The following is an 18,409-nucleotide window of genomic DNA, read 5'->3' as shown; positions in this document are numbered from 1 at the left end:
TCTAACCTTTCAGGCTCAAATATCTCAACATCGTGGTGCGTATCTGGGCCTTCTTATCTTCATCGCTGATCGGTAGCGACTGCTGGTCGCTGATGTAGAACATGTCTTCCGCGCGACTGCCTATCGTCGTGATTTTTGCGTCGTGCAGTTGAATATCCAGCTCCGTAAACGCCTTACCTATGGTCGATAGCAAGCCGGCGCGGTCCGTCGTCACTAATTCGATGACGGTGTGTTTATGCGACGGATCTTCCAGAAATGTGATGCTGGTTTCTATCGGAAAGTGTCGGGCCTGGCGGGACTGCTTGTGGATATTCTTTGACGCTTTCACTTTTTTGGCGATTAAGCCTTGGCGTAGCGAGGTGCAGATATGTACTTCGCGATACAAGTCGTTAATGGCTTCGCCGGATTGTTCCAAAACCTGAAAACTGTTCAGTACGTATTGATCGGCAGTCGTGATGATTCTGGCATCCAGAATTGTCAGGCCCAAATGGTCCAGAGTCGCGGTCGAAATCGAAAAAATCTGTGCTTCGTTGCGGGTGTAAACGAAAATCTCCGCACTGCCGCGCTGGGTTTGCGGGCGCAGTAATACCAACGGCAGTTCGCTTTCCTGACAGGCCGCGATGGCGATGGTGTGCCAGGCGATTTCGTCCGCAGAATAGCGCAGAAAATAGTCGTCGCTGAGATGCTGCCACGACTGCGTGATATTGGTTTTGGATATACCCAGTTTCAAAAGCTCGTCGCCCGCTTCTTTTTTGTTTTCCTGTACCCGTTCCGAGCGGGCCACCGGATTTTGCAGGCCGCGGTGCAAGGCTTGGTGGGTGGAAATATACAAGTCTTTAAGCAATACGTCTTTCCAGGCATTCCATAAGCTAGGGTTAGTGGCGCGAATGTCCGCCACAGTCAGTAAATATAAATAATTTAGCCGCTCTATACTGCCGACTTCCTGGGCGAAGGTGTGGATCACGTCCGGATCGCTAATATCCTTGCGTTGTGCGGTCATTGACATCAACAGGTGCTGACGAACCAGCCAAGTGATCAACTTGGTATCGTGGCTTGATAATTCGTGTTGCTGGCAAAAGTTGTTGGCAATGGTTTCGCCGAGCGTGGAATGATCGCCGCCTCTGCCTTTGGCTATGTCGTGAAACATGGCGGCGATGTACAAAATGTCAGGCTTTGAAATCAGTAAAAAAATATTATTGCAAAACGGTAATTCCTTGTTGTGTTTGGCCAGCGAGAAGCGTCGCAAATTACGGATAACAAACAGAGTGTGCTCGTCCACGGTATAGATGTGGAATAGGTCGTATTGCATGCGCGCCACGATATTGGCGAAATCCGGCAAATAGGCGGCAAGTACACCGTAACGGTTCATGCGCTTGAGTTGGCTGGTAATGCCGCGCGGCTGCCTGAGAATATCCATGAATAGGCGGTTGGCCTGTTTGTTGGTGCGGAATTCGGCATTGATCAGGTGTAGGTTTTTGCGAATCAAGCGGATGGTGCTGGCGCGAATGCCCTTCAAAGAGGGCGATTGTTGCAAAATTAAAAAAATTTCCAGCAAAGCCAGCGGTTGTTTTTGAAATACGTCTTTGTGGCTGACTTCCAGATAGCCGTCAATCGATGAAAAATTGGCGGTGATAGGGATGGGAGTTAGGCTTTCCTTGTTGCTGATCAGTCTCTCGTTCAGCAGTTGCAAGAGCATTTCATTCAGGCGTTCAATGTCCACGACAGTTTTGAAGTAAAACTGCATGAATTGCTCGACGTCGGGTTGTTCGTTTTTATCGATGTAACCGAACTGGCTGGCTAGCTCGCGTTGGTAATCGAACACCAATCGGTCTTCGCAGCGGTTGGTCAGATTGTGCAGTGCAAAGCGCAGGCGCCAGAGGATGTCGCGAGCGGTAATAAGATTGTCGTATTCGGATTTCGGTAAAAAACCGTACTTGATCAACTCGCGGAGAGAGGATGCGTTGTAATGGCGCTTGAATACCCAGCTGATGACCTGCAAGTCGCGAAGTCCACCAGGGCCTTCCTTGATGTTGGGCTCCAGGTTGTAAGCTGTGTCGTGGTACTTGCTATAGCGCTTTTGCTGTTCAGCCATTTTGGCTGGAAAAAATTGTTCCGATGGCCAGAGTGTTTCAGAATTTACCTGGTGTTTTAGATCGCTAAATAGTTCGGAGTTGCCGGTAATCAGGCGCATCTCGAGCAGGTTGGTAAAGACGGTTTGGTCGTCCGCGGCAACCGCCAGACACTCTGCTACAGAGCGTGTACTGAGTCCTGGTTTTAAGCCAATGTCCCAAAGAAAATTACAAAAACTGGATACCGGCTGTTGAAAGTCTATCGGGTTGGCGGCGTCTAGCAGCACCAAGATATCGATATCCGAGTAGGGAAACAATTCGCTTCTGCCATATCCGCCGGTCGCAATCAGGCTATGGCGGCTAGCGGCTGCGTCGAGGAAATGTAGCCAGCAGGCGGTCAATAGATTATCGATGAAGCGAGCTTTCTCGGTCAGTAGGCCGACGGTCGCCTGGTCCGGGTTAAAGCGCATTTTTAACTGCGCATTTTCTTCGTTAATCGCATTCTTGAATTTGGCGACCGGATTTTCGCCTGCAAAGCAGTCGAGAAAATCGTTTTCGGTGAACAGCGCTTGGCTCACAGTTCTTCCTGTCTCAGCGTCAAAATCTCGTAGCCGGTGTCGGTCACCAAAATCGTGTGCTCCCATTGTGCTGACAAGCTGCGGTCCTTGGTCACTGCCGTCCAGCCGTCGGCAAGGATCTTCATATGGCGTTTGCCTTGATTGAGCATGGGTTCTATCGTAAAAATCATGCCGGGCTCGATTATTTCGCCTTCACCGCGTTTGCCGAAATGCATCACGTGTGGGTCTTCGTGAAATTTTTTGCCGATGCCGTGACCGCAGAACTCTCTGACGATAGAGTAGCGATTGCTTTCCGCGTGTTTTTGAATGGCGTGGCCTATGTCGCCCAGGCGGGCGCCGGGTTTGACTTCCGCTATACCCAAAAACAGGCATTCGCGGGTGATGTCTACCAAGCGTTTGGCGTGTGGACTGACCTCACCGATACAAAACATTTTGCTGGTGTCGCCGTGATAACCATCCTTTATCACCGTAATATCGATATTGACGATGTCGCCGCTCTTTAGTTTTTTCTCGCTGGGAATACCGTGGCAAATCTGTTGATTAATGGATGTGCAAATCGACTTAGGGAAGCCGCGATAATTTAAGGGGGCTGGAATGGCTTGTTGCACATCGACGATGTAGTCGTGGCAGATTTGGTCAAGCTCTTCGGTGGATATGCCGGCAACGACGTAGGGGGCGATCATTTCAAGTACTTCGGCGGCCAGTTTTCCGGCAACGCGCATCTTGTCGATTTCTTCAGCGGTTTTTATGGTAATAGTCATCGGCAGGTGGCTAATTATTAGGATAAAAGCGGGTGCGGGCCTGGTTTTGCTATTTAATTCAAGATGCTCTCGCAGGCAGGCGCCGACAGGAGTCTATCAGACTTGAAGTTGTTGTGAAATTCTAATCATGGTATAAAGGTAAGTTCACTATGTAACCAATACTCACACTTGTCGACACGGTCGGTGGGGTGCTGAAAGTCTATTGCAGATTTTCGGTCACTGATCGGGGCGAGTGGAGGCGTAACCCAACGCCGAATTTTCGGCAATATTAGGAGAAGTAAATGGCAGCAGTGTCAATGCGTCAAATGCTGGAAGCGGGTGTTCACTTTGGACATCAAACCCGTTACTGGAACCCAAAAATGGCTTCATACTTGTTTGGAGCGCGTAACAAAATTCATATCATCGACTTGGAACAAACACTTCCATTGTTTAATGATGCGATGAACTACCTCGGCCAAATGACCGCCAACAAAGGTACCATCCTGTTCGTCGGTACCAAAAAAGCGGCGCGTAAAGTGGTAGCCGAAGAAGCAAAACGTTGTGGCATGCCCTACGTCAACCATCGTTGGTTGGGCGGCATGTTGACCAACTTCAAAACCATCAAAAAATCCATCAACCGTTTGAAAGAACTGGAAGCGATGAAAGCCGATGGCACCTTGTACCAACGTTTCAGCAAAAAAGAAGCTTTGGGCATGGAGCGCGAATTGGAAAAGCTTGAGCGTAGCTTGGGCGGTATCAAAGATATGCGCGGCACTCCTGACGCTATCTTCGTGTTGGACGTAGGTTATGAGAAAAATGCCATTATGGAAGCCAAAAAATTGGGCATTCCAGTGGTCGGCGTGGTTGACTCCAATAACTCGCCCGAAAAAATTGATTACGTTATCCCAGGTAATGACGATTCTATCCGCGCAGTGACTTTGTATTGCCAAAGTGCTTCGGCTTCCGTGCTGGAAGCGAAAGCCTTGCGTATGGATGCTTCAGCCAAAGCCGACGATTTTGTCGAAGAAGTCGTAACGGAAGCGTAAGTTTTAAACGCGCTCGGCCAAGGTGGTTGAGCGCCGCTGAATCTGGTATTCAGAACAGACTGTCTTTTAAACGCCTCCTTTGTGAGGCGTTTTTTTAGTTAATAAAATTTGAGGAAAAAACGATGAGTATTAGTGCGGCGATGGTCAAGGAATTGCGTGAGCGTACCGGCTCAGGCATGATGGAGTGTAAGAAAGCCCTGGTTGAAGCCAATGGCGATATGGAACTGGCCATTGAAAACATGCGTAAAGCCGGTTTGGCAAAAGCCGATAAAAAATCCGGCCGTATCGCGGCGGAAGGCATCATAGGTGTTAAAGTTTCCGACGACGCTAAAACCGTTGTTATGGTAGACGTGAACTGCGAAACCGATTTCGTTGCCAAAGGCGATGATTTTATTGGTTTTGCTAATGATGTCGTCAATAGTTTGTTGACCAGCAATGTCAACAGCGACGAAGAATTGCAAGCAATGGTACTGAGCACCGGCGTCAGCGTTGACGATACCCGTCGTGCGTTGATTGCTAAAATCGGCGAAAACATTACTGTGCGCCGTTTCGTTAAATTCACCACCACTGAAGGTGGTCAGGCGGCTTACCTGCACGGCAGTAAAATTGGCGTTATCGTTGAGTTAAGCAAAAACGATCCCGCTTTGGGTAAGGACGTGGCGATGCATGTTGCCGCTGCTAAACCTGAATATGTATCGGATGATCAAGTATCAGCCGATGTCATCGCCAAGGAAAAAGAAATTTTTGCCGCGCAAGCACTGGAAAGTGGCAAGCCTGCCGAGATCGTTGAAAAAATGATTGGTGGTCGTATCAATAAATTCCTGGCGGAAGTGACTTTGTTGGGTCAACCTTTCATCAAGGACGACAGCGTTACCGTTGGTAAATTGCTGGCATCCAAAGACAATGCTGTTGTGCGTTTTGCTCGTTTCGAAGTGGGCGAAGGCATTGAGAAAAAAGAAGAAGATTTTGCCGCCGAAGTAATGGCACAAGTTAGAGGCTAAACGCCTCGGAATAAACCCGGTTCGCCGGGTTTATTTATATCAGTTCGTTGCTTTTAACCCATGTTTACGGTGGATATTTGATTATGAGTCAATTGATTTGTCAGAGAATTTTACTTAAATTGAGCGGCGAAGCACTGGCGAGCGAACGCGGCGGCAGTATCGATCCGGATATAGTGCAACGCTTGGCTCAAGAAGTGAAAGACTTGTGCGATGCAGGTATCCAGGTCGGCTTGGTGATTGGCGGCGGTAATATTTTGCGCGGCGGCGAGAAAGCATCGGAAGGCCTGAATCGGGTTACCGGCGACCAAATGGGTATGTTGGCTACGGTGATTAATGCCTTGGCGATGCAGGACGCGCTGGAGTATCTCGGGCAGCCCGTCCGAGTAATGACTGCTCTGAAAATCAATCAGGTGTGCGAAGATTACATCCGTCGCCGGGCTGTCAGACATTTGGAAAAAGGTAGAGTGGCTATTTTCGCTGCCGGTACCGGTAATCCGTTTTTTACTACAGATACCGCCGCCAGTTTGCGTGCTATTGAAATTGACGCCGAGTTGATGATTAAGGCGACCAAAGTCAAAGGCGTTTATTCGGCGGACCCGAACAAGGTGGCTGACGCCGTATTTTATCCCCGCTTGACCTATGACGAAGCCATCGACCAACGTTTGAATGTCATGGACACCACGGCCTTGGTTTTGTGTAGGGATAACAATCTGCCCATGCGGGTAATGAATGTATTTGAGCCGGGAGCGATTATGCGCTTGATGCGCGGTGAAGATATAGGCTCCCTAATCGAGAGGAACTAACAGAATGATCAGCGATATTCAACAAGATGCCGCCAGCCGTATGGTAAAAAGCATCGAGTCCCTACAAAAAGCATTTACCAAAATTAGAACCGGGCGCGCGCATCCCAGCTTGCTGGACCAAATCAGCGTCACGTATTACGGTAACGAATCGCCCTTGTCGCAGGTAGCCAACGTCTCTGTCGAGGACGCGCGCACCTTGAAAGTCGTGCCTTGGGAAAAGAGCATGATCCAGGCTATCGAGAAAGCCATCATGTCGTCCGGCTTGGGCTTAAATCCCGCCACTCAAGGTACCGTCATCAGACTGCCTTTGCCGGCGCTGACCGAAGAGCGGCGTCGCGATTTGGTTAAAATCGTCAAAAATGAAGCCGAACAAGGCCGCGTAGCGATTCGTAATATTCGCCGCGATGCCAATGCCGCGATCAAAGATGCTTTGAAAGAAAAATTAATTTCTGAGGACGACGCGCGTCAAGCCGAAGAAAAGATCCAGAAGCTCACCGATCAATACATCAAGGAAGTAGAGAAGCATCTTGAAGAAAAAGAAGCCGATTTGCTTTCCATGTAATCGAGAGGCGTGATGACTGCTGCTGACAACGATAAACCGGCGATAAATAACGGCAATCCACGGCATATTGCCATCATCATGGATGGCAATGGCCGCTGGGCGCAAAAACGCTTGATGCCCAGAATCATGGGGCATTACGCTGGTGTGAAGGCGGTCAGGAAGATCGTCGAGTATTGTGCCAAAGAGAACATTGAAGTGCTGTCATTGTTCGCTTTCAGCAGCGAAAACTGGCGCAGGCCGCAAGATGAAGTGAGTTTGTTGATGGAACTGTTCATGAACACGCTGCAATCCGAGGTCGATAAACTCGACAAAAACAACATCAGATTGAAAATCATCGGCGATAAAAGCGCGTTTCCAGAAAAACTGCGGGAAAAAATCGCCGCAGCCGAAGGGCAGACCGCACAAAACGATGGATTGACATTGCTGATTGCTGCCAACTACGGCGGACGTTGGGACATCACCCAAGCTTTGCGGCAAATCGTAGCAGGGGTGAAATCGGGCGAGATCGACGAAAAAGCCATTTCAGAACAGCTCGTCAATCAATATCTGGTGACCGCTGAGTTACCCGAGCCTGATTTGTTTATTCGTTCCGGCGGAGAGGAACGGATCAGTAACTTTCTGCTGTGGCAACTGGCCTATACCGAATTTTATTTTACCGATGCGCTTTGGCCGGATTTCGATCAGCAAGCATTGGAAAAAGCTATCGGCAGCTTCAAAGGCCGGCAAAGACGTTTTGGGCACACTGGCGAACAAGTCATCGATAACAGAGTTCTCTAGGGATTTTTTCTATAACCATAATAATTAAAAAACCACACACATGTTATTAAAACGCATCTTAACCGCGCTAGTATTGGCTACCGTGGTCATCACGGCAGTTATGCTGCTGCCAGCCCTTTATTTCTCCCTATTTATCGCTGTGGTTACGCTGATCGCCGCCTTCGAATGGATGGCCTTGACTGACGTAAACACGCTTATCCGCAAAATACTTTTCCTCTTGTTTTTAATTGTGCCGATGTTGGGCGTTACTTATTGGACGGTATTGCTGGAGTTGCTTAGCGAGGCGATGGAATGGCCGGAAATCAAAGACTATTCGGATGCTTTAGAGTGGTTTGTTATCGCTCCTGTGCTGTTCTGGGTGCTAACAATGGTTTTGATCAGAAAAGCCGGTCCGCAGTTGTTGAATATCGAATTCAAGGCACGGCTCAAGACTTTCAGCGGTTGGTTGGTATTGCTCTCTGCCTGGATGTTTCTCAGCAAATTAAGAGCGTATTACGGTCCTGGCATGGTGATCTACTTTTTGCTGTTGATTTGGGCCGCGGATATTTCCGCCTTTTTTGCTGGTAAAACTTGGGGTAAAGATAAACTCGCGCCAGAAATAAGTCCGGGTAAAACCATTCAAGGCATGTATGGTGCTTTAATTTCCGCGGCTGTCTGCGGCATAGGTTTTACTATTTATGGTTGGATTACCGCGACTCAGCCAGAAGATGTTGACTCCGGAACGTTGCGCTTCCTCAATGGATTGGTGTGGACCGATATGTTGATATTGTCGGTGATGACCGTGTTGATCTCAATTTACGGCGATTTGTTTTTCAGTCTGATAAAACGCAAAAAAGGTGTTAAAGACAGCGGTAACTTGTTACCCGGTCACGGTGGCATTTTGGACAGAGTGGATAGCATCATTGCTGCCGCGCCTTTTTTCTATGCAGGGATTTTATTGATTGGTAGGGTGTTTTACGCATGAAAGGTCTTTGCATACTCGGAGCGACCGGCTCGATTGGCGTCAGCACCTTAGATGTGGTTGCGCGCCACCCCGACCAATATAAAGTGGTAGCGTTAACCGCCAACGGTAATATCGACGCCTTGTACGAACAATGTTTGGCCCATCGTCCTGAGTATGCGGTAGTCGCCAATCCGGATAACGCTCAAGCATTCAAGGACAAAATCGCCGGTTCGCCTCTTGCCGATATTAAGGTGTTAGCCGGCGCGGACGCCTTGACGCAAGTAGCAACCTTGGACAATGTTGACGCAGTGATGGCCGCTATCGTCGGCGCGGCCGGTTTGTTGCCAACCTTGGCGGCTGCGAAAGCCGGCAAAACGGTATTGCTGGCTAACAAGGAAGCTTTGGTCATGTCCGGGCAAATCTTTATGCAAGCCGTCGCCGAAAACGGCGCGACGCTACTGCCCATCGATAGCGAGCACAACGCAATATTTCAGTGCATGCCGGCTGGCTATACGACCGGGCATACTGCCAAACAGGCCAGACGTATTTTGTTGACCGCATCCGGCGGTCCGTTTCGGCAAACGCCAATTGCCGATTTGGATACTGTGACCCCCGAACAAGCGGTCGCGCATCCGAAATGGGATATGGGCCGGAAAATTTCGGTGGATTCGGCGACGATGATGAACAAAGGCTTGGAGTTGATCGAGGCCTGCCTGTTGTTCAACATGGATCCGGATGCGATCCAAGTAGTGATTCATCCGCAAAGTATCATTCATTCCATGGTCGATTACGTCGACGGCTCTGTGTTAGCGCAAATGGGCAACCCCGACATGCGCACACCTATCGCGCACGCCATGGCTTGGCCGGAGCGCTTTGACTCCGGCGTGGCGCCGCTGAATATTTTCGAAGTCAAGCACATGGATTTCGAACAACCTGATTTGCAACGTTTCCCGTGTTTGCGGCTGGCCTACGAAGCTATCAAAGCCGGCGGCATCATGCCGACCGTTTTGAACGCCGCCAATGAGATTGCCGTGGAAGCCTTTTTGAACGAGCAGGTTCGCTTTACCGATATTGCGCGCATCATAGAGCGAAGCATGGCCCAATTTACTGCCGATTGCGCCGATACGCTCGAACACGTCTTGGCAGCCGACCAGCAGGCCAGAGACGTTGCGAATAAAGTGATTGTCGAACTCAAACACTAGTTAGATGGATACTTTGCACACCTTGTTTTATTTCATCGTCGCCATCGCGGTACTGGTGGCGTTTCATGAGTACGGCCATTTTTGGGCGGCACGCAAGGTTGGCATCAAAGTTATCCGTTTTTCCATCGGTTTCGGCAAGCCGTTAATCAGCTGGCAAAAAAGCTCGGCCGATACTCAATTCGTCCTCGCAGCCATTCCGTTGGGCGGCTATGTGAAAATGGTCGACGAACGCGAAGAAGCCGTTAAGGCGGAAGATTTACCTTACGCATTTAACCGACAGCCGCTATTAGCCCGAACCGCCGTCGTCGCAGCCGGACCGATTGCCAATTTACTGCTGGCCGTGGTTTTATTTTGGTTGGTGTTGGTCATCGGTGAAGCGGGCGTTAGACCGGTTATCGGTGGAGTGGAGGCCGGATCTCTGGCCGAGCAGGCCGGTTTTGCGGCAGGGGACGAAATAATCAGCGTCGATGAGACCGTCACGCCTACCTGGATAGAAGCTCTGGACACCTTGCTGACCTCGGCGATTGACGGCAAAACCGAGATCAGCGTAGTGACTAAAGCGATAGACGATAGTCAACAGGTACGTTTGATCCACCTAACGGAACAAGACGTGCAAACGCCGGAAACGCTGCATAAGCGATTGGGTCTGAAGCCCTGGGTGCCCACTATCAAACCGGTTATCGGCAAGCTGCTTGACGATGGTGTCGCCAAACAAGCCGGTTTACAAAGCGGCGATTTAATTATTAGCGCAGACGGCACCGCCATTACCGACTGGCAACAATGGGTAGATTATGTGCAGGCCCGGCCGGATGTTGAAATTAAGTTATTGCTGGAGCGTAGCGGCGCGCCATTATCCTTAAGCATAACGCCGCGTAGCGAACAGCAGGGTGAGGGCAAGGCTGTCGGCAAAATCGGCGCCGGTGTGGATACGCCGAAAGACTTGCTGGACTCCATGATGGTGACCCATGCCTTGTCTCCCTGGGATGCGGTTCCGGTCGCCGGAAAGCGAGTTTGGTTTTACGCGGTGACCACATTAAAAATGATGGGAAAAATGGTGGTAGGTTCGGCTTCCGTCGAGAATTTGAGCGGCCCCATCAGCATTGCTCAATATGCCGGTCAATCGGCTGAAATGGGATTTACGGCGTTTCTGAAGTTTCTAGGCTTGGTTAGCGTCAGTCTCGGTGTGTTGAATTTGCTGCCTGTCCCGGTGTTGGATGGTGGTCATTTGCTGTTTTTCGCCGTTGAGGCCGTTAAAGGCAGCCCGATTCCGGAAAGAATACAACTGTATTTTCAACAGGCCGGCATGTTGCTGTTGATGCTGCTGATGGGTCTGGCGATGTTTCTGGATATAGGCAGATTATTTCAATAACGCTGAACAAAGCAGCCGCGTTGTGGTCAACCACATTCATTTCTAATCTTCCCTGGTAATTACATGAAAAAAATCACACACACGCTGGCTCTGACGCTACTGGCTTTGACTAGTCCAGCATTATTTGCCGACGAAGCTGCGATAAAAAAAGCCTTGAGTAACTTTATGCCGGGTGGGCAGGTTGACTCGGTGAAACCATCGGAAGTCAAAGGTCTGTACGAAGTGTCTATGGGCGGCAATATCTTTTATTCATCCGAAGACGGTAAATATTTACTGCAAGGGCAATTATTTGACGCCGAAGCAAAGAAAAATATCACCGAATCTAAGCTGGCTGAGGTGCGTAAAGCCTCGCTGGATAAAGTCGGCGAACAAAAAATGATTATTTTCAAACCGGAAAACAGCAAATATGTCGTGTCTATCTTTACCGACATCGATTGCGGTTATTGCCGTAAGTTGCACTCTGAAATCGATCAATACATGGCGCAGGGTATTACGATACGCTATATGTTTTTCCCTAGAGCCGGCAAAGGGTCGGATTCCTATAAAAAGGCCGTCTCAGTCTGGTGTGCCGCCGACAAAAACAAAGCGCTAACTACTGCTAAGAAGGGTGAACATCTGGACGCTAAAACCTGCGAAAATCCAGTGGATGAACATATGGCCTTGGGTGAAGCGTTCGGTATGAACGGCACACCGATGATAGTCACGCAAAAAGGTAATATCCTGCCCGGCTATGTGCCTGCCGCGCAATTGGCAAAAGTGCTGGCCAGCGAATAAGCAAATACAAAAAACCGCCAGCTTTCGAGTTGGCGGTTTGATGGGTTAGAAAATTATCGGATCGTCACTTCTACCCTACGGTTTCGCGGTTCGGACGTTTCATCGCCGGTCTTGATCAACAAATTCTTTTCGCCGTGCGATGTCACGGCGACCTCTTTGACATCCATTTTGCCGGCATCGAATAACTTGCTGACCTGAACGGCGCGCTCATTAGCCAGCTTTTCGTTTTTGCCGGCATCGCCCACGGTGTCGGTGTGGCCTATCACTGAAATATCGGCGGCCGGATGTTTGCTGGCGGCTTCGATGATCTTCGGAATCAAGGTCGCAGAATCCGCAGTCAGCTTGGTGCCGCCAGTTTCAAAATACAATAAAAATGTTTCCGGTAATACCGGCTCGGACGCCAAGGCTCGGCCAAAGTCCTTATTGATCTTCTCTTGTTCTACTTTGAATACGGTTTTAGAGTTATCCAGAGCCGCACCAAAACCGGCTTGTTCAACCACGGTTTCGCTGCCGGCACCGCTGAAAATCACTTTTCCGGTTGAGCCGTCGTGATCTTCCAGTAAGACCAAATAAGATTTGGCGCAACCGCTTAAAGCCAGCGCGACTGCGAATGTTAAGGTTTTGGGTATGGAAATTGTCGTCATGGCAAATACTCAGTTTAATCTTCAACTTTGACTAAAAAACGTGTGCCTCTTACCGCAATCACGCCGGTGGGGGTTTTTACCGTTACCGCTTCCGGTTTGAGTTTGGCGATGACGCCGGAAATATAGTGCAGGGTGCCTTTTAATAAGCTGGCGTTTAATTGCAATTTGTCCTGTTGTGGTTCGAATTGATATGCTTCTATCTTGAATTCGGTATTCGGGCCGATCGACAAAATGGTATTGTCTTTCAGTGTTACCCCGGCTGCGCCGTTTTGGTCGGTTTTGATAACGTTGCCGACATGAATTGGCGAACCAAGGCTGGCTTTGATTGGGCCGCTACTCTCGTCAATAGTCGTTTGATCGTTGATGGTTTTGATGTAGCCGATGACTGTTTCATCGGCCGATGCCGCATTCGGCATGCAAAGGGCTAACCCCAGGCTACAACAGGCGAAAAGACGTTTCATAATGGCCTCTACAAACGGTGTTTTGGGACATCAATAGCCGCGCGGGCGGTATCGAAATTCAGCGTGTAAGTATAGACAGCATTTAATTGTTGTCAGATTCAAGAGCTTATTTGTTTTAGGGCTATTCGTACGCCGCTTTTATATATTGTCTCACCGGCGAAGGCGGGAGCCTGGTGGCTATGTGGGATTCGGTTCGTGGTCTGGCTTTCGGGCGCGAGCTCACTATCGGAAACCTGCGCTTATAGAAGGGTTACCTGCATTAGATAAAAGTCTGAGCGGCTTTAACGGATCAGCAATTCCACCCAGAAAGTGCTGCCCACACCCGGTGTGCTGCTAACCCCGACGGTACCGTTCATCAATTCCGCCAGTTGTTTGGTAATTGCCAATCCAATACCGGTGCCTTCTATTTCGGTATTATCCGCACCCAGGCGCTGAAACGATTGGAATAACAATTGTTGTTGTTGCTCCGCCAGACCGTTGCCGGTATCGGTGATAGAAATTCTCACCCGGTTATCGTCCACCCGTCTGCTGCTCAAGTTGATGGAACCGTGGGGGCGATTGTATTTCACGGCGTTGGACAAAAAATTCAATAAAATTTGTTTGGCGCGTTTTGGGTCTGCTTGCAACTCAATGTTCTCGGTTAAGCAATTATCGACAATCAACGCCAGACCTTTATTTTGCGCCAAGGGTGTGATCAGGGTTTGGCAATCCTTGATCAGCTCCGCCAAATTGATGCTGCCGATATTCACGCTGATTTTGCCGGACTCGATTTTAGCCAGATCCAAAAGCTCGTTAATCAGCCCGAGCAAGTGCAGACCGGCCTTGAGTATTTCATTCACCGAGTCCAGGTGAGTTTCAGCCAAAGGATGTTCCTGGTCGTCCATTTGCATCAGCTGCGCAAAACCGATAATGGCATTTAGCGGGGTGCGTAATTCGTGGCTCATTTGCGACAGAAATTGGCTTTTGGCCAAGCTGACTTGTTCGGTCCGGTTAATCAATTCTCGCATTACCGTTTGTTCTTCGGCTTTTTTCAGCAGCATTTTCGCCATGAGCATCCGCTCGCCAATATCGTTGATGGTCAACACAGTGCCCATCAGTGCGCCCCGACTGCCTATCAAAGGAGCGATGGTCAGATTCGCGTTCATCGCATAATGGTCGGAAATGGATAAGCGGGTATTGCTGATTTTCAACGGTCCTTGATTGATGACGCTTTGTTGTATCAATTCTGCGATTCGATGCGGTTTGCCGTCTATTTCCAAACTAAAAATGTCGTCGATATTTTGACTGCTAGTCTTGGGACGTTTGCTGCCGATGATGTCTAGAGCGGCGGCATTCATGTATTCAATCGAGCCTTTGTTATCGGTGGTGATTACCCCATCGACGATAGCGTTTAAGGTGATATAGGCGCGCTTTCGTTCTGCGAATAAGGATTGGATCAGCTTCTCAAAATGCCGCCAGCTGCGTAGTGGATAGCTGATTATTAACACCAGTAATGCCACGGACGGTGCAAACCAATAGTGGCTGGTATGCAGTAAGACTAAGCAAAACAGTAAAATTGCCATGGACAGCATAGAAACCGCCAGCGCCAGCCAGCGCAGTGAAAAACAGGTGCTGATCTTGATGGCGATCCCGGCTATGACCAGGCTTAACAGAAATTGCCAATGGCCCGGCAGCGGTTGCCAAAGCGTTTGCTTAATCAGGCCATCCAAGCCGGCTGCGACGAAATCCACGCCGCTCATGGGCCGACTTCCGATAGCCAGAGGTGCCGGCAGGTCACGTTCTATACCGCTGGCGGTGAGCCCGACCAATACGTATTTATCGGTGAATAATTGTCCGGACACATTACCCGATAATACGTCCAAATAAGAAACCCTAATGAAATCACTGTCCGGCGCAAAGAACGGCAACCAGACCCGATAATCGCCATGTATGCTTTCTGGCGATGTTTCGATCCGTAAGCCCGGTAAATCGGCAAGTATCTCCGGATGGCTCAACGCATAAATAGCCAGCGGCATCGCCGACCACTGCGAGTCGCCCAAGGACAATCGCAATAAAATGCTTCTACTGATGCCGTCTTTGTCCAAATCGACATTGGCGTGCCCCAGGACTGCATGTTTGGCATAGTCCGGCAAGGGCAGCGTTTCCACCATCTTGTTATCGTTTTGTTCGACAATTACCGGCAGTACGACCTGTCCATTGTTGGCTAGAGCACGGCTTAAGTGCGCGTCCAACTCAGGATGTTGCCGATCCGCTTCGGAAAAAATAAAATCCAGCCCAATCGCCTTGGGTTTTGCCGGTGCTAGCGTCTCCAGTAGGCGAGCGTGAATATCTCTGGGCCAGGGCCAGCGCCCCAGTTTTTGCAGGCTTTTTTGATCGACTTCGATAATAACAATATCTTTTGAAGCCGGTGTAGCCAGCAGCTTTAGTTGGGCATCATAAATCCACCGATCAAAGCGCCACAGTGCATCCGTATAGCTTAAACCGACCGTAAACAGTATCAGCAGCAAGACGATCAATGATTTTTCGAAGCGGCAAGTCGCCATGGAATTTACTGTGAAAGTGGAAATACTAGGAAAAGTATACTAGTTGCAACCGCAAACAGTTAATGTAAAACAAGGCTTTCCGCTGTTAACGGCCTGACAGCAGGGCGAAAATTGTCTTGAACCCGCAAACCCGCCGCTATCAACGCTTGTTAGCTTTTAGCAGCGCTTTCAATCGATATAAGGCGTCTAATGCTTGCCGAGGACTTAAATGATCGGGATCGAGTTCTTCCAGCAGCACGACCGCCGGATGGCATTCCTGACTGGTGAATAAATCAAATTGGTTGATTTCGCTATGATTTTGCAGCTCGATATAGGCGGTGTTTTCCAGTTGGGCCAACTTGTTTTTGGCGTTGGCAATCACGCTTTGCGGCACCCCGGCCAGCGCCGCAACTTGCAAGCCGTAGCTTTGGCTGGCTGGACCGTCTTTCACGGCATGTAAAAATACGATCTTGTCGCCGTGTTCCATCGCGTCCAAATGGATGTTATGGATATTGGCTTGTTCTTCGGCCAGCGTGGTTAATTCGAAATAATGGGTGGCGAATAGCGTGAATGCCTGGGTGTGGCGAGCCAAATAATCGGCGCAGGCCCAAGCCAACGACAAACCATCGAAGGTGCTGGTGCCGCGGCCGATTTCATCCATCAAGATCAAGCTGTTGCTGGTGGCGTTATGCAGAATATTGGCGGTTTCCGACATTTCCACCATAAAGGTCGAGCGGCCGCTGGCCAAATCGTCGGATGCGCCGATGCGAGTGAATATCTTGTCTATCGGCCCGCAACGCAGAGATGTAGCCGGCACATAGCAACCGATGTGAGCCATCAGTACAATCAATGCCGCTTGGCGCATATAAGTCGATTTGCCGCCCATGTTCGGGCCGGTGATGACCAGCATCCGCCTATCCATTGAAAAATTCAGATCGTTGGCGACGAAGGGAATACTGGATAGCGCTTCCACCACCAGATGCCGGCCGGCGACGATGTCGATGCCCGGCTGTTGGTCCAATATCGGTTGGGACAAGTTTAAGGTTTCGGCGCGTTCGGCAAAATTTACCAACACATCCAGTTCGGCCAAGGCATTAGCGCACTGCTGTAGATCGAGCAACGCATCGCCTAGCGTATCCAGCAATTGATCATATAAAGCCTTCTCGAAGGACAGGGATTTTTCGCGGGCGCTTAGCACCCTATCTTCAAAAGATTTAAGCTCCGGCGTGATGTAGCGTTCCGCACCTTTCAGGGTTTGTTTGCGGGTGTAATGCACTGGCACCTTGTCGGCCTGGGCGTTGGAAATCTCGATGTAATAACCGTGCACTCGGTTGTAATTGACCTTTAGTGTGGCAATGCCTGTAGCGGCTCGTTCGCGCAGTTCCATATCGATCAGGAATTGGTCGGCGTTCTGACTGAGATTACGTAACTCGTCCAGCTCAGGATGATAACCGGGGGCAATCACGCCGCCGTCGCGAATCAGCACCGGCGGATTGTCGATGATGGCGCGTTGCAACAGGGCCAGTAATTCCGGTTGTTCGCGCAATTGCGTGCGCAGGCTTTCCAGATGCGGATTGTCGCTATCGGCCAGTTGGTTTTGCAGTTGCGGCAAAACCGCCAAGGTCTGTCGCAGTACCAGTAAATCACGTGGTCGCGCTGACTTCAAAGCAATCCGAGAGCTAATCCGTTCTATATCGCCCACCTGACGCAGGCTGGCTTGTAGATCTTCATGTAAATGATTCAGCAACAGGCTGGCGATGCAGGCGTAACGGCCATTGACAACGGCATGATCGCGTAGCGGTCGGTGTATCCAACGCCGTAGGCAACGGCTGCCCATCGCGGTGGCGGTTTTGTCCAACACCCCCAACAAGGTGTATTGCATTTGGCCGCTGGGATGGCTGTCCAGCTCCAGATTACGGCGGCTGGCGGCGTCCAAGCTAATGCTGTCGTCGCTGTTCTCGACACAAATGCCTTGAATATGGGGCAGGGCGCTTTGCTGGGTATCGCGGATGTATTGCAACAAACAACCTGCCGCGCAAATGGCCGACGGTAAATGTTCGCAGCCGTAGCCTTTTAAATCGTGGCTGTTGAACTGCTTTAAAATCAATAGCCGACAACTATCCAAGTCAAAATGCCAGGGCGGCCGTTTGCATAAGCCCCGGCGTTCCTTGATAGCCGACGGCAGTTTAATATCCTCGCTAAACAACAATTCCGCCGGATTCAAACGCTCAATCTCGCTCAGCAGCTGGGTTTCGTTGTCTACCTGCTGCAGCGTGAATTTACCACTCCCTAAGTCCAAGCAAGCCAGCCCGAACAACTTGTCGAATACGGCTAAAGCCACCAGCAGGTTGTCCTTGCGATCCTCCAACAACGCTTCGTCGGTGACAGTGCCGGGCGTGACGATGCGCACCACCTTGCGTTCCACCGGCCCTTTGGATTTGGCTGGGTCGCCGATTTGCTCGCATATGGCGATCGATTCGCCTTGTTTCAGCAGGCGGGCGATGTAGTTTTCCGCCGCATGATAAGGAATGCCGGCCATAGGAATGGGTTGCCCGCCGGACTGGCCGCGAGCGGTCAGCGTAATATCCAATAACTGCGCGGCCTTTTTCGCATCATCGAAAAACAGCTCGTAGAAATCTCCCATTCGGTAAAACAACAGGGTGTCAGGCTGGCCGGATTTGATGCGCATATATTGTTGCATCATCGGGGTGTGCTGTGTTTTGTTGCCTTGCCTGCTGTCTTGTTTTGTTTGGATATTCATTCGTAAGTTAATGAAATAACAGATAATATGTCTATGTTGTGAGCCGGGTTCACTCCAGCTACACTTTTCAAAACTTCCCTGCACTTTGCTGTTTAGTATAGGTTTTAGTATAGGTTTTTTCGAGTTATACTCGTGTCATCGATCAACATAAAAAACC

Annotated in this window: 15 protein-coding genes; 9 read left to right on the top strand and 6 right to left on the bottom strand. The window is 49.9% G+C overall.

Annotated features, from left to right (window positions below; genetic code table 11):
* Position 1: 1 nt before the first annotated feature.
* Together glnD and map are read right to left on the bottom strand one after the other, a co-directional pair.
* Complete coding sequence (gene glnD, locus ACR02O_RS15535) at positions 2-2,647, bottom strand: [protein-PII] uridylyltransferase (protein ID WP_494521970.1); 2,646 nt, start codon at positions 2,645-2,647, stop codon at positions 2-4.
* Positions 2,644-3,408 (bottom strand): type I methionyl aminopeptidase, encoded by a 765-nt coding sequence (gene map / locus ACR02O_RS15530; protein ID WP_494521969.1) that lies wholly within the window; start codon positions 3,406-3,408, stop codon positions 2,644-2,646. Before map ends, glnD begins: the two co-directional genes overlap by 4 nt.
* Positions 3,409-3,689: 281 nt before the next feature.
* On the opposite strand from map, the gene rpsB reads away from it, so the two are divergent.
* From rpsB to ACR02O_RS15485, 9 genes are all read left to right on the top strand, one after another.
* Positions 3,690-4,433, top strand: coding sequence for a 30S ribosomal protein S2 (gene rpsB / locus ACR02O_RS15525; RefSeq protein WP_020481858.1), 744 nt, complete (start codon positions 3,690-3,692; stop codon positions 4,431-4,433).
* A gap of 122 nt (positions 4,434-4,555) precedes the next feature.
* The gene (tsf, locus tag ACR02O_RS15520; RefSeq protein WP_415878345.1) at positions 4,556-5,434 is read left to right on the top strand and encodes a translation elongation factor Ts; all 879 of its coding nucleotides are present in this window, start codon (positions 4,556-4,558) and stop codon (positions 5,432-5,434) included.
* Positions 5,435-5,517: 83 nt separating this feature from the next.
* Positions 5,518-6,237 carry a UMP kinase gene (gene pyrH / locus ACR02O_RS15515; RefSeq protein WP_020481856.1) on the top strand — a complete coding sequence of 240 codons (720 nt, stop codon included), beginning with the start codon at positions 5,518-5,520 and terminating at the stop codon, positions 6,235-6,237.
* Positions 6,238-6,241: 4 nt separating this feature from the next.
* Complete coding sequence (gene frr / locus ACR02O_RS15510; protein WP_020481855.1) at positions 6,242-6,799, top strand: ribosome recycling factor; 558 nt, start codon at positions 6,242-6,244, stop codon at positions 6,797-6,799.
* A 12-nt stretch (positions 6,800-6,811) separates the two neighbouring features.
* A complete protein-coding gene (gene uppS, locus ACR02O_RS15505; protein WP_415878344.1) occupies positions 6,812-7,576 on the top strand; it encodes an undecaprenyl pyrophosphate synthase in 765 nt (254 codons plus the stop codon).
* A 40-nt stretch (positions 7,577-7,616) separates the two neighbouring features.
* Positions 7,617-8,540, top strand: coding sequence for a phosphatidate cytidylyltransferase (locus ACR02O_RS15500; protein WP_033158770.1), 924 nt, complete (start codon positions 7,617-7,619; stop codon positions 8,538-8,540).
* A complete protein-coding gene (gene ispC / locus ACR02O_RS15495) occupies positions 8,537-9,721 on the top strand; it encodes a 1-deoxy-D-xylulose-5-phosphate reductoisomerase (protein WP_458137634.1) in 1,185 nt (394 codons plus the stop codon). The genes ACR02O_RS15500 and ispC overlap by 4 nt, the downstream gene beginning before the upstream one ends.
* A gap of 4 nt (positions 9,722-9,725) precedes the next feature.
* A complete protein-coding gene (gene rseP, locus ACR02O_RS15490; protein ID WP_494521968.1) occupies positions 9,726-11,090 on the top strand; it encodes an RIP metalloprotease RseP in 1,365 nt (454 codons plus the stop codon).
* 63 nt (positions 11,091-11,153) lie between these two features.
* A complete protein-coding gene (locus ACR02O_RS15485) occupies positions 11,154-11,864 on the top strand; it encodes a DsbC family protein (protein ID WP_458137632.1) in 711 nt (236 codons plus the stop codon).
* Positions 11,865-11,917: 53 nt separating this feature from the next.
* On the opposite strand, the gene ACR02O_RS15480 is transcribed toward ACR02O_RS15485, so the two are convergent.
* The 4 genes from ACR02O_RS15480 to mutS all read right to left on the bottom strand — a co-directional run bounded on the left by ACR02O_RS15480 (position 11,918) and on the right by mutS (position 18,252).
* On the bottom strand, positions 11,918-12,508 hold the full coding sequence (locus ACR02O_RS15480; RefSeq protein ID WP_494521967.1) for an OmpA family protein: 591 nt from the start codon (positions 12,506-12,508) through the stop codon (positions 11,918-11,920).
* A 14-nt stretch (positions 12,509-12,522) separates the two neighbouring features.
* Entirely contained in the window at positions 12,523-12,969 is a 447-nt protein-coding gene (locus tag ACR02O_RS15475; protein WP_225892855.1) for a FecR family protein, read from the bottom strand.
* A 281-nt stretch (positions 12,970-13,250) separates the two neighbouring features.
* Positions 13,251-15,512 (bottom strand): CHASE2 domain-containing protein, encoded by a 2,262-nt coding sequence (locus ACR02O_RS15470; protein WP_494521966.1) that lies wholly within the window; start codon positions 15,510-15,512, stop codon positions 13,251-13,253.
* Positions 15,513-15,651: 139 nt separating this feature from the next.
* A complete protein-coding gene (gene mutS / locus ACR02O_RS15465; protein ID WP_494521965.1) occupies positions 15,652-18,252 on the bottom strand; it encodes a DNA mismatch repair protein MutS in 2,601 nt (866 codons plus the stop codon).
* Positions 18,253-18,409: the final 157 nt, after the last annotated feature.

The sequence above is a fragment of the Methylomonas sp. PHL2-19 genome (genome assembly GCF_059331595.1).
This window is presented reverse-complemented; position numbering and strand designations above follow the sequence as displayed.

What these genes read in the sequence shown, in the direction of transcription:
- map (WP_494521969.1), bottom strand. Translation starts at nt 3,408, where the DNA reads ATGACTATTACCATAAAAACCGCTGAAGAAATCGACAAGATGCGCGTT.
- rpsB (WP_020481858.1), top strand. Translation starts at nt 3,690, where the DNA reads ATGGCAGCAGTGTCAATGCGTCAAATGCTGGAAGCGGGTGTTCACTTT.
- tsf (WP_415878345.1), top strand. Translation starts at nt 4,556, where the DNA reads ATGAGTATTAGTGCGGCGATGGTCAAGGAATTGCGTGAGCGTACCGGC.
- pyrH (WP_020481856.1), top strand. Translation starts at nt 5,518, where the DNA reads ATGAGTCAATTGATTTGTCAGAGAATTTTACTTAAATTGAGCGGCGAA.
- frr (WP_020481855.1), top strand. Translation starts at nt 6,242, where the DNA reads ATGATCAGCGATATTCAACAAGATGCCGCCAGCCGTATGGTAAAAAGC.
- uppS (WP_415878344.1), top strand. Translation starts at nt 6,812, where the DNA reads ATGACTGCTGCTGACAACGATAAACCGGCGATAAATAACGGCAATCCA.
- ACR02O_RS15500 (WP_033158770.1), top strand. Translation starts at nt 7,617, where the DNA reads ATGTTATTAAAACGCATCTTAACCGCGCTAGTATTGGCTACCGTGGTC.
- ispC (WP_458137634.1), top strand. Translation starts at nt 8,537, where the DNA reads ATGAAAGGTCTTTGCATACTCGGAGCGACCGGCTCGATTGGCGTCAGC.
- rseP (WP_494521968.1), top strand. Translation starts at nt 9,726, where the DNA reads ATGGATACTTTGCACACCTTGTTTTATTTCATCGTCGCCATCGCGGTA.
- ACR02O_RS15485 (WP_458137632.1), top strand. Translation starts at nt 11,154, where the DNA reads ATGAAAAAAATCACACACACGCTGGCTCTGACGCTACTGGCTTTGACT.
- ACR02O_RS15480 (WP_494521967.1), bottom strand. Translation starts at nt 12,508, where the DNA reads ATGACGACAATTTCCATACCCAAAACCTTAACATTCGCAGTCGCGCTG.
- ACR02O_RS15475 (WP_225892855.1), bottom strand. Translation starts at nt 12,969, where the DNA reads ATGAAACGTCTTTTCGCCTGTTGTAGCCTGGGGTTAGCCCTTTGCATG.
- ACR02O_RS15470 (WP_494521966.1), bottom strand. Translation starts at nt 15,512, where the DNA reads ATGGCGACTTGCCGCTTCGAAAAATCATTGATCGTCTTGCTGCTGATA.
- mutS (WP_494521965.1), bottom strand. Translation starts at nt 18,252, where the DNA reads ATGAATATCCAAACAAAACAAGACAGCAGGCAAGGCAACAAAACACAG.